The following is a 10,305-nucleotide window of genomic DNA, read 5'->3' as shown; positions in this document are numbered from 1 at the left end:
CGCTCGGCGGTCTGCTCGGCCTCCGCCGCTCGTTCCAGCGCCGCGTCTCGTTGCCGGTCCGCTTCCGCCGCGGCCTCCCGGGCGGCGTCGGCCTGACCGACGGCCGCTGCGATCTCGTCGCGCAGGTGCGCGGTGACGGCGTCGAGCGCGTTGCTCAACGTGCGCAGCGGGCCGGTCACCGCGGCCGCGGCTTGCTCGAAGGCTTGCCCGGCGTCCGACAGGGCCCCTGCCGGTACGGCTTCGTCGCCCAGCGCCTCCCGCAGAGCCTGCTCCGCCGCGGCCAGTTGCTTGCAGGTTTTCCCGCCCGGCCACGTCCGGTCGGGGCAGAACTCGTAGGGCCTGCCTCCCCGCGGTCCCGGCGGCGGCAGCGGTTGCCGGCACTTGCGAAACCCGCATCGTGCCTGCTCCGGCACGTGTTCTTCGGCTGCCGGGCCCTCGTTGTCAACCATGCCCGAAGTCTACCTTGTTGGTTACGCAACCTATAACTGAGGTAGCAGTAGTGATAACTAGAACCTAACTTAGCTACAGAAGATACATTTTGTAGCTAAGTTCGATTTCGTCCCGTTCTCCCCTGAGATGCGCCCGATCGCCCGTCGAAAGAGGCTCAATCGGCCGATCCGAAAACGCGTTTGCCGTTACCGCCGGTAACAGTTGGAGTTGGCGGTCCCCGGATGACCACCCCGTTTCGTCACGGTGACGATCCGAAGCCGTCACGATCGCCGCGAACGCGACCACTACGGTGATCGAATGAAACTCCTGTCCGGCGCCGATTCCGCCGGAGAACTCGTCGGAGAGAGCGAAGTCTGGCCGGGAGTGGCGGATCCGGCCGGTCTGCTTTCGGGCATCACGGAGTGGTTGACCGGATACGGCAACCGCCAGACCCGCCGCACCTATGCCGAAGGGCTGGGGCTTCCGGTCACCGCCGACGACCTCGGTGCCTGGGTGCAACCCGAGATCACGGCCCCGGACCGATGGGCCGACGCCGTGGCCGACTACGCCCAGGCCGTCGTCGTCGCGCCCGCGACCAAGCCGACGCGCCGGTCGGCACCACCGCCCGCGAGCCGGGGCCGATTACGGGCCTGCCATTGGCTGCGATGGTGCGTGGCAAAGGGTGTGGATCCGACGGTGGCGACCTCGGCACAGGTCAAGACGTGGCTGAGCGACCTGGAGTCGGCGGGCGCGGCTCCGTCCACGCGGGACCGGATGCTGGCCACGGTGAAAACGATGTACGCGTCCCTGGCCGACGCGGGCGTGGTGGCGGCGAATCCGGCGGCGCTGGACCGGCGGCGGCTGGGGCTGACAGCGGCTGCCGCGAGCACCTCGGCGACGATCACGCTGACGACGCGGCAGGTCGCGGCGTTGCACCGGGCCGCGGGCACGCCACGGAGGGGTGCGAGCGCGTGCGATGTCGCCCGCGCGGTCACCGTCGTCGCGTTGTTCACGCTGGGGTTGCGGGTCAGCGAGTTATGCGGGCTGGACGAGGCGGATCTGCACGTGACGCGCGGGCGCCGGGCGCTGCGGGTGCGAGGCAAGGGCGGGAAGGTCCGGGTCGTCTACTTGAGCGTGCCCGCGGAGAACGCGCTGCTGGAGTATCTGGCGCTGCGCGCGGACGGGGCAGGGTCCGCGATCGTGGCGGGCAAGCGAGCCGGCGGGGCTCAGTCGGACCGGCCGTTGCTGGTGACCCGGAACGGGCGCCGGTTCGCCCGGCAGGCGGTCTGGCAGCTGCTGCGCCGGGTCGCCGCGAGCGCCGGGGCGGACCTGGCCGGTGTGGCGGAGATGATGCACCCGCACGCGCTACGGCACTTCTATGTCACCGCCGCGGTGGAGGCCGGGGCGTCGCTGGAGCACGTGCAGGCCGACGTCGGTCACGCCAGCATCGACACGACCAGTGGCGTCTACGACCATGCCGCCCGGGATCCGGCGCGCAGCGCTGTCGACCTTGTCGCCGACGCGTGGCACCCCGCGTCCACGTGACCTTTCGGGCTCGCGAAAACCCGTTGGCGAACCTGCGGGGCCACTGCTAACTTTCCGGGGACCGTGCGACAGATCGAGGAGGTGGTACCCGTGAACCTGATGACGACATGGGTGCTCCCCTCTGGGGTCACGGTCGGGCGGTAGGTCGTCCGGGAGCGCCGTTCATGAGCACTCCCGAAAGGCACGACCATGCACTTCACTTCCGAACAGCGTCTCGACGGCGACGTCCTCGAGCGCCAGTTCGCCCTCGGCGAGGTCCCGGGCGTTCTGTGGACGCCCGGGACCGTCTCCGCTCCGGTCCCGCTGATCCTGCTCGGGCACCCCGGCGGGCTGGGCAAGATGCACCCCCGCCTGGCGGCCCGGGCGCTGGGCACCGTGGCGGAGGGCTACGCCGCCGCGGCCATCGAGCTTCCCGGAGCCGGTGACCGGCCTCGGTTGGCCGCCGTCGACCAGGCCCGCGCCGACCTGCAACGAGCCGTGAAGGCGGGCGAGCCGGTCAGTGACGAGATCGTCGAACGCCTCGTCGCCCCGTTGGTGGACCAAGCGGTCCCGGAATGGCAGGCCACTGTGGACGCTCTTCTGGCGCTGCCGGAGATCGGCGGGCCGGTCGGGATCGCGGGCGGGGTGACCGCCATCGGTGTCCGGATGGCGGTGGTCGAGCCGCGGATCGCGGCCGCCGTGCTGTTCGCGGGAAGTTACGTGCCCCGCGGCACGTTCGACGAGGCCCGACGGGTCACCATTCCGCTGCATGTCCTGTTGCAGTGGGATGACGAAGGAAACGACCGGCAGCAGGCCCTGGATCTGTTCGACGCTTTCGGCTCGATAGAGAAGACGTTGCACGCCAACATGGGTGGGCACACCGGCGTCCCGCAGTTCGAGGGTGAGCCCGCGAACCGGTTCTTCGCGCGGCATCTGAAGTAGCGCCTCGTGAATGGGTGAGGACGGTTCGCGCTGTCCTCACCCATTCACGAGCCCGTCAGACAGCCTCGAGGACGAAGAACAGAAAGCTCAGAAACGCTGTCCTGCCCGCGAGTTCCTCGGGGAACAGCTCGTACGCCTCCGGCGCCGGAGGCGGCTCACTGACGACGGCGGTCCGGAAGCCGGCCTCGGTGAACGCGTCGGTCATCGCGTGCAGCGGACGATGCCAGTACGTCAGCACGGCCTCCTGACCGTCGAACGTGTAATCGTCGCTCCACTTGACGGTCTCGAAGTAGTCGGCTTCGGGGTGAATGAGCTTGTAGATGATCGGGTGGTTGACGGCCAGGATCAGCCTGCCACCGGGCTTCAGGACGCGCCGGATCTCGGCGAGCGGTGCGGTCCAGTCCTCCAGGTAGTGCAGCACCAGGGCCGAGATGACGTCGTCGAACGCGCCGTCGGGAAACGGCAGCGGCTTGCCCATGTCGGCTACTCGCAGGTCCGCGTCGGCGCCGAGCCGCTTCCGGGCCAGCTCGATCATCTTGGCGCTGGAGTCGAATCCGGTCACGATGGCGCCCCGGTCGCGCAGACCTTCGGTGATCGGACCCGCGCCGCAGCCCGCGTCGAGGATCCGACGGCCGGACACGTCCCCGGCAAGGTTCAGGATCGCGGGTCTCGTGTAATACGCGTTGTTGAGACTGGCTTCGTTCTCGGCCGCATAGGCCTCGGCGAAGCTGTCGTAGTCGTTTTCCACGACCTCGGGTGCGGCAGACATATGGCCCAATATGGCACGACTCACCAGGCGCGCGTCGGGTCTTACTCGTCGGCCGCCGCGTACACCAGCTTCAGGACTCCGGAGCGGAACGCCTTGCTTTCCACCAGGCGCAGGTTCAGCGGTTGATCCAGTTCCGGGAACAGCGGTGCCCCTTTGCCGGTGGCGGCGGGCAGGACCCACAGGTGGTACTCGTCGACCACGCCGAGCCTGATCAGGGAGTGCAGGAACTCGGTACCGCCGGCGGCGACGAGGTCCTTGCCGGGCTCGGCCTTGAGCTTGGCGATCTCCTCCGCGGTGTCGCCACTGGCGATCCGGGTCTCGGGCCAGTCGGCGGATTTCAGGGTGCGGGAGAACACGACCTTGGGGATCTCGTTCATGGCCTTGGCGGAGGGGTGATCGGAGCCGGGCCAGTAGTCGGCCATGGCCTCATACGTGTTGCGGCCCATGAGGAAGGCCCCCGTGTCCCAAAGCCGGCTGACGAAGTACTCCTCTTGCTCGGGGTCGTCGATGCTCATCATGACGTCCCGGATGCCGTTGTCCCCGTCGGCGCTCTTGCCGTCGAGCGAGACGTAGAAACCCAGAATCAGCTTTCTCATGGGTGCCTTTCCTGTTCCTTGTCGGCCTGTCCGCGACCACTCTCCCTTTGAACACTGAGTCTGTCAAGACAACTTTATTTGTCGGTGTCGAGTCGGGAAGGCATCCTTGCCTGCCTTGAGGGTCAGGGTCTCGGTGACGTCGCGTGAGCGGTGTCGAGATCGCGCCGGTCCGGCGGCCGGGGGCAGTCAGGGACTCGGTGCGCGGTGTCGTGAAAGCCACTTTCAGGACGTCTGATGTCCCGAAAGTGGCTTTCACGACGCTTGATGCCGCCGGGCCCGCCGGGCAGGGGTGGTGGTGATGCGAAAGCCACGTTCACAACCTTCACCGTTGCGAAAGTGGCTTTCACAACCTCCCTGACCAGCGGAGAGGCGACTTTTGCCGAGCCCCTGACCCTGAAGGTAGTGAAGGAGGCCTTCACGGAGCGGAGGAGAGAAACGCTGAGAGTGGCTCCCCCGTCAGCCGCCGGTGAGGACGGCGGAATCGTCCTTACCACTCACGACCGTTGTCGAGGAGGGCGAGCAGCCGCTCCCAGTGGCGCTTCGATCCGGCGTCGTCGAAGACGTCGGTGTCGGCCATGGTGTAGCCGTGCGTGGTGCCGGGGTAGATCTCGCAGCTGTAGCTGACACCGGCGGCGTCGAAAGCCTGGCTGATCTCGGTGATGGCCTCGGGTGTCATGTCGCCCTCGGCGAGGCCGAGGTGGACTTTCGCGGTGAGGGCCGGGATCTGGCGGTGCGGGCTGTCGGGTGCGTCGGTGACCAGGGCCCCGGGGTGGAATCCGGCGACGGCGGCGACCCTGCCGGGGTGGGCGGTCGCGGTGCGCATCGCGAGGACGGCGCCCATGCAGTAGCCGATCGTGGCGACCGGTCCGGGCCGCACTTCGGGCTGCGCGGCGAGGAAGCCGAGATAGGCCTCGGCGTCGCGCAGGGCGCGTTCCGCGGTGTGTTCCTGGATGAGGGGCATGATCTGCTGGAAGAGCCCGGGCCTGACCTCGGCGGTGATGTACTCGGGAAGGTCGAACACCGGCGCCGGACGGTGCCGGTAGAAGATGTTGGGGACCAGCACGTAGTACCCGTGCCCGGCCAGTTCGCGGGCCATGTCCCACAGCGTGGGGCGTGGCCCGAAGGCGTCCGGGTAGAGGAGGACGCCGGGGTGCTCGCCGCCACCGTCGGGGAAGGCGGCGAAGGCGTCGGACTGACCGTCCGGGGTGGGAATGCTCGGCGTGATGGCGGGAATGACGCTTCTTCCTTTCTCGCTACAGGGACGGCGCGGCGCGGATGTGCGCTCGTTCGCCTTGCCGTCCGATGAGACTCAGGTACTCGACGGGACCGGCGCCGGTGGCGCCGAACCAGTGCGGCGTGCGAGTGTCGAATTCCGCCGCTTCGCCGGGTTCGAGGGTGAGGTCGTGGTCTCCGAGGACCAGCCGCAGGGTGCCATTCAGAACGTAGACCCAGTCGTATCCCTCGTGGGTGCGCAGGTCCGGCTCGGCGTCGTCGTCTCCGCGCGGGAGGACGAACTTGTAGGCCTGGATGCCGCCGGGTCTGCGGGTCAGCGGCAGGATGGTCGATCCGTCCCCGCAGGCGATGGGGCGCAGGTTGATCCGGGGATTGCCGGTCGGCGGCGCGTCGACGAGCTCGTCGAGGGTGAGGCCGTGGGCGCGGGCGAGCGGCAGGAGCTGCTCCAGGGTGGGACGCCGCAGCCCGGCCTCGAGCCGGGACAGCGTGCTGGTCGAGATGCCTGTCTCCTGGGCGAGGTCGGCCAGCGTGATGTCCTGGCGCTGCCGGAGCTGTTTCAGCCTCGGCCCGACGGCGTCGAGCGTGCGGCCCAGTGCCTCGTCCATGCCTCCAATTTGCCATTCGGCAACAAGTTTTGCCATTCCGTCCGGATGCTCGTCATGATCGTCGGAGACGAACGGAGAGGGACGACCGATGACGCACGGGTTCGACAAGGAGTACTGGGAAGAGCACTGGCGCGAGAGCGGCGCCGCGAGCCCGCCGAACCCGTATCTCGCCCGGGAGCTCGGTGAGCTGAAGCCGGGGACGGCGCTGGACGCGGGCTGCGGCGAGGGCGCGGAGGCGATCTGGCTCGCCTCGCGGGGGTGGCGGGTGACCGCCGCCGACATCTCGTCCGCGGTGCTGGCCCGCGCCGCCCGGCGTGCCGGATCCGAGCACGTGACCTGGGTGGAGGCGGACCTCGGCAGCTGGTCACCGGACACGCGGTTCGACCTGGTCACGACTCATTACGCGCATCCGGCGATGCCGCAGCTGGAGTTCTACGACCGGCTCGCGGACTGGGTGGCGCCCGGGGGCACGCTGCTGATCGTCGGGCACCTCCACAGCCATCACGGCCACGGACACGCCTCGCCCGCCGAAGCGTCGGTCACCGCAGCGGCCATCACGACACGGCTGGACGAGACGGACTGGGAGGTCGTCACCGCCGAGGAGGGCCGGCGGATCCACGGCGACCGGCAGATTCCGCTGGAGGACGTCGTCGTGCGCGCCACCCGGCGCCCGTGAACGCGCGTCAGCCGAGCCGCAGCCGGTCGGCCAGACCGGCGGAGGTGAACGCGGCGACGACGTCCTCGCGGCCTTCGGTGAAGTGCTCCCAGCTGTCCATGTGCACGGGGACGACCGTGCGGGCGCCGAGGATTCTTGCCGCCTCCACGGCCAGGGCACTGTCGAGGACGAGCAGGGCTCCGTCGAGTACCGGCTTCAATCGCGGGGCGCCGGCGAAGAGCACGGCGGTGTCGACCGGGCCGAACCGGTCGGCGACCTGCCGGACGGCGTCGAGCGAGGCGTTGTCGCCGCTGACGTAGACCGTCGGCAGACCTTCGCCGGTGAGCACGAAGCCGACGACGTCACCGGTGACCTTCTCCGCGCCTTCCGGTCCGTGGAGCGCGGGCGCGCCGGTCACGGTCACCACTCCCCCGTCCGGCCGGGTCAGTTCGACCGATTCCCAGGTGGACAGTCCTTTCGCGGTGCCACCCAGTCGGCCCGCGCCGCTGGGCGTGGTGAGGGTCAGCGGAACATCGGCCAGTAGTTTCCGGCCGGAGTTGTCGAGGTTGTCGGGATGCTCGTCGTGGGACAGCAGGACGGCGTCGATCCGGCCGAGGTCGGCGGGTGCGATCGAAGCCGGGGCGGTCTTGGTCAGGCCTGGTCTCCCGTCGGGCCGCGCGTAGTGACCGGGCTCGTCGAAGGTCGGGTCGGTGAGGAGCCGCAGGCCGCCGTAGTCGATCAGCGCGGTCGGCCCGCCGAAGACCCGTACGGAGAGCTGTTCACTGATCTGGTTCATCCTTCACCTCACGGATAGATCGACTTTCTTCCGTGAGCAACGTTAGCGAGTTCTCACGGAAGAGTGCAATGGTTTCCGTGAGGCTTTCTCATGGTTGAGCCTGGCGCCTACCATGAGAAGGTGGACGACACCGATCTTGACTCCGCTGCCCTGCCGCCCGCACCGGGTGACGAGCAGTACGTGGCGCTGGCGCTCGCCAACACCACGATCGCGTTGCCCGGCGGCCAGTTCACCGACCTCCTCGGCACCCCGGCCGCCGCGACGGACTGGCTCGTCGGCCAGGGACTCGCCCCGGTCGACGCCGGGCTGCAGGAGATGTGCGCGGGACTGGTCCGTTCCCTGCGGGAGCAGGTACGGGTGCTGCTCGCGTCGAGGTCGTGCTCGGACCCGGCTCCACGGAGCGCTCTCGACGCTGTCAACGAGGCGCTGAGCAAGGCGCCCACCGCGGAACTGCTGCGCTGGGACCCGGTTCGAGGGCTGTACCGGACCGCGTCGCATCCGATCACCCAGATCGTCGAACACGCACTGGCGACGCTCGCCGCGAACGCCGCTGACCTGCTCACCGGGCCGGACGCCGAACGGATCGCCGCCTGCGGCTCTCCGCCGTGCACGCGGTTCTTCCTGCGCAACGGACGGCGTCAGTGGTGTTCCGTGCGCTGCGGTGACCGCGCCCGCGCCGCTCGCGCCTACGCCAGGCGGTCCCAGCCGGCCGGAGTGGCTCAGCGGTAGGACGCGAACAGCTCCAGCAGTGCCTTCGGGGCGTCCTCGGCGAAGCAGCGGACGAGCGACTCGGCGGATTCGGCCGCCGACGCTTCACTGCGCGGGAACAGAGCCTGCTCGTAGGCACCGAGAGCGGCTTCGACGTCGCCGGGGTGGGCGGCCAGGGCCAGGCCGAGTTCGGCGCCGTCGAGCATCGCGAGGTTGGCGCCCTCACCGGCGAACGGCGACATCAGGTGGGCGGCGTCCCCGAGCAAGGTGACGCCGGGGACGCGGTCCCAGCGGTGACCGATCGGCAGCGCGTGGATCGGCCGCGGCACCAGGTCGCCGTCCGCGTCGGTGATCAACGCGCGCAGCCCCTCGTCCCAGCCGTCGAAATGGCGCAGCACGGCGGTTTTCGCGGCGGCGGTGTCGCCGAAGTCGATCGTGGCGATCCAGTCTTCGGCGGTCTTCAGCGCGATGTAGACGTGGAGGCTGCCGGTGATGTCGTGGTGTGCCAGGAACCCTTTGCCCGCACCGAGTGCGAAGAACATGCCGCCGCCGATGAGCGCGGCGCTCGCGGGGTGGCGGTCCTCGGCGTCGTGGAGGTGCACCTCCACGAAGGAGATCCCCTCGTAGGCCGGCCGGGCGTCGGAGACCAGGGGCCGGATCTTGGACCACGCGCCGTCGGCGCCGATCAGCAGGTCCGTGGTGAACGTCGTGCCGTCGGCCAGGGAGACCTCGTGCCGCCCGCCGCCGAGCGGGCGAGCACCGGTGATCTTGGCGCCCCAGCGCACGGTGTCTTCGGGCAGCGAACCGAGCAGGAGGTCTCGCAGATCACCGCGGGCGACTTCCGGGCGGCCGCCGTCACCGTCGTCGGCTTCCTCGAAGCGCACGACGGCGTGCCGGTCGAGGATGCGCATGGCCTCACCGCCGACGTGCACGAGCGCACGGAAGTCGTCGTGGAGACCGGCGGCCCGGAGCGCTTCCTGACCGGAGTCCTCGTGGATGTCGAGCATTCCGCCCTGCGTCCGCGCGGACGGTGAGGCGTCCAGGTCGAACACGGCGGCTTCGACGCCGTTGACGTGCAGGACGCGGGCCAGAGTGAGGCCACCGAGGCCGGCGCCGATGATCGCGATGGGGTGATGGATGGTCATGTCAGGGTCCTTTCGGGTGGTACGGCGGTGTCCGCGATCCCGGTGATCAGCACCTGCAATCCCCACGACATCCGCTGCGCCGGTCGTCCGGTGAGCAGGTCGGCCGCGTGGGCGGCGATCTGCGGGTGGGTCGTCTCGTCGGCGTCGCGTACGGCGCGCGCCAGGGCGTCCCAGTCCTCCGGCGAGTCCTCGTCGGCGTGTTCGGCGGCGGTCGCCGTCGCGTGTTGCAAGAGAAGGTCGATCCCCCACGCGCGCCGTTCGGATGGCACATCGCCCTCGGCGAGGAGCGTGAGCAGGGTTTCGCACAGCCGCAGGTAATGCTCACCGCTCGGGCGGGCCACGAGCGCGGACAGGGCGAGGCCGGGGTATTCCAGCAGCATCGAGGTGTAAGCCATGAGCAGTCGTTCGAGGCGGTCTCGCCAGCCGCCTTCGGGCGGCGGCGAAGGGATCGTGCCGAGGAGTTCGTCCAGGATCGCGGCGTGCAGTTCCGCGGTGTTGCGCACGTAGACGTAGAGCGAGGCCGCACCGGTGTCGAGTTCCTGCGCCAAGCGGCGCATCGTGACCTTCCGCAGGCCGTCCTCGCGCAGGATCCCGACCGCTGCGGCGACGATGCCGTCACGGGTCAGCGCGGGTTTGGCCGGTCGTTCCCGGCGGCTCTTCTCTGGTGCCATGCGGTCAGCTTAACGAACATGTTCGTTCCGAACAAGTTCGTAGCGAACATGTTCGACACAGGTCACATCGGGCGGAACTCATTCCAACGGGGGTTTGTCCGTCCACTGCGGACTGAAATGACGAAGGCAGAGAGATCAGCTCTCCCTGCCACTTCTAACGTATAGCGCACCTGGGGGCTTGCGGCAAGACCCCGGTCGTGCCGCAGAATCTCCCGCCGGAACACGAGCTCGA

Annotated in this window: 11 protein-coding genes and 1 pseudogene; 4 read left to right on the top strand and 8 right to left on the bottom strand. The window is 69.2% G+C overall.

Annotation, left to right across the window (positions count from 1 at the left end; translation table 11 throughout):
- Positions 1–449: pseudogene (locus CFP71_RS37105) on the bottom strand (response regulator receiver protein); the annotation flags it as partial.
- A 298-nt stretch (positions 450–747) separates the two neighbouring features.
- Here CFP71_RS37105 and CFP71_RS37100 point away from each other — a divergent pair.
- Positions 748–1,974 (top strand): tyrosine-type recombinase/integrase, encoded by a 1,227-nt coding sequence (locus tag CFP71_RS37100; RefSeq protein WP_093938586.1) that lies wholly within the window; start codon positions 748–750, stop codon positions 1,972–1,974.
- A 189-nt stretch (positions 1,975–2,163) separates the two neighbouring features.
- A complete protein-coding gene (locus CFP71_RS37095) occupies positions 2,164–2,895 on the top strand; it encodes a dienelactone hydrolase family protein (protein WP_093938583.1) in 732 nt (243 codons plus the stop codon).
- Between the two features lie 55 nt (positions 2,896–2,950).
- Here the strand turns inward: CFP71_RS37095 and CFP71_RS37090 are convergent, their stop codons facing one another.
- The 4 genes from CFP71_RS37090 to CFP71_RS37075 all read right to left on the bottom strand — a co-directional run bounded on the left by CFP71_RS37090 (position 2,951) and on the right by CFP71_RS37075 (position 6,098).
- A complete protein-coding gene (locus CFP71_RS37090) occupies positions 2,951–3,664 on the bottom strand; it encodes a class I SAM-dependent methyltransferase (RefSeq protein WP_093938582.1) in 714 nt (237 codons plus the stop codon).
- A gap of 41 nt (positions 3,665–3,705) precedes the next feature.
- Positions 3,706–4,260 carry a dihydrofolate reductase family protein gene (locus tag CFP71_RS37085; protein WP_093938581.1) on the bottom strand — a complete coding sequence of 185 codons (555 nt, stop codon included), beginning with the start codon at positions 4,258–4,260 and terminating at the stop codon, positions 3,706–3,708.
- A 487-nt stretch (positions 4,261–4,747) separates the two neighbouring features.
- The gene (locus CFP71_RS37080) at positions 4,748–5,494 is read right to left on the bottom strand and encodes a dienelactone hydrolase family protein (RefSeq protein ID WP_093938580.1); all 747 of its coding nucleotides are present in this window, start codon (positions 5,492–5,494) and stop codon (positions 4,748–4,750) included.
- Between the two features lie 19 nt (positions 5,495–5,513).
- A complete protein-coding gene (locus tag CFP71_RS37075; protein ID WP_093938579.1) occupies positions 5,514–6,098 on the bottom strand; it encodes a helix-turn-helix domain-containing protein in 585 nt (194 codons plus the stop codon).
- An 88-nt stretch (positions 6,099–6,186) separates the two neighbouring features.
- On the opposite strand from CFP71_RS37075, the gene CFP71_RS37070 reads away from it, so the two are divergent.
- On the top strand, positions 6,187–6,774 hold the full coding sequence (locus CFP71_RS37070) for a class I SAM-dependent methyltransferase (RefSeq protein ID WP_093938578.1): 588 nt from the start codon (positions 6,187–6,189) through the stop codon (positions 6,772–6,774).
- A 7-nt stretch (positions 6,775–6,781) separates the two neighbouring features.
- Here CFP71_RS37070 and CFP71_RS37065 read toward each other — a convergent pair whose 3' ends face one another.
- Positions 6,782–7,549, bottom strand: a complete 768-nt coding sequence (locus tag CFP71_RS37065) for an MBL fold metallo-hydrolase (RefSeq protein WP_093938577.1) — start codon at positions 7,547–7,549, stop codon at positions 6,782–6,784.
- Positions 7,550–7,639: 90 nt separating this feature from the next.
- On the opposite strand from CFP71_RS37065, the gene CFP71_RS37060 reads away from it, so the two are divergent.
- Positions 7,640–8,278 carry a CGNR zinc finger domain-containing protein gene (locus CFP71_RS37060; protein WP_093938576.1) on the top strand — a complete coding sequence of 213 codons (639 nt, stop codon included), beginning with the start codon at positions 7,640–7,642 and terminating at the stop codon, positions 8,276–8,278.
- Here CFP71_RS37060 and CFP71_RS37055 read toward each other — a convergent pair.
- Both CFP71_RS37055 and CFP71_RS37050 read right to left on the bottom strand, forming a co-directional pair.
- Positions 8,269–9,402 (bottom strand): FAD-dependent oxidoreductase, encoded by a 1,134-nt coding sequence (locus CFP71_RS37055; protein ID WP_093938575.1) that lies wholly within the window; start codon positions 9,400–9,402, stop codon positions 8,269–8,271. The genes CFP71_RS37060 and CFP71_RS37055 overlap by 10 nt on opposite strands.
- Entirely contained in the window at positions 9,399–10,073 is a 675-nt protein-coding gene (locus CFP71_RS37050; RefSeq protein WP_093938574.1) for a TetR/AcrR family transcriptional regulator, read from the bottom strand. The genes CFP71_RS37055 and CFP71_RS37050 overlap by 4 nt, the downstream gene beginning before the upstream one ends.
- Positions 10,074–10,305 lie beyond the last annotated feature (232 nt).

Origin of the sequence: Amycolatopsis thailandensis (assembly GCF_002234405.1) — a bacterium.
In the GTDB taxonomy this organism is placed as follows: domain Bacteria; phylum Actinomycetota; class Actinomycetes; order Mycobacteriales; family Pseudonocardiaceae; genus Amycolatopsis; species Amycolatopsis thailandensis.
This window is presented reverse-complemented; position numbering and strand designations above follow the sequence as displayed.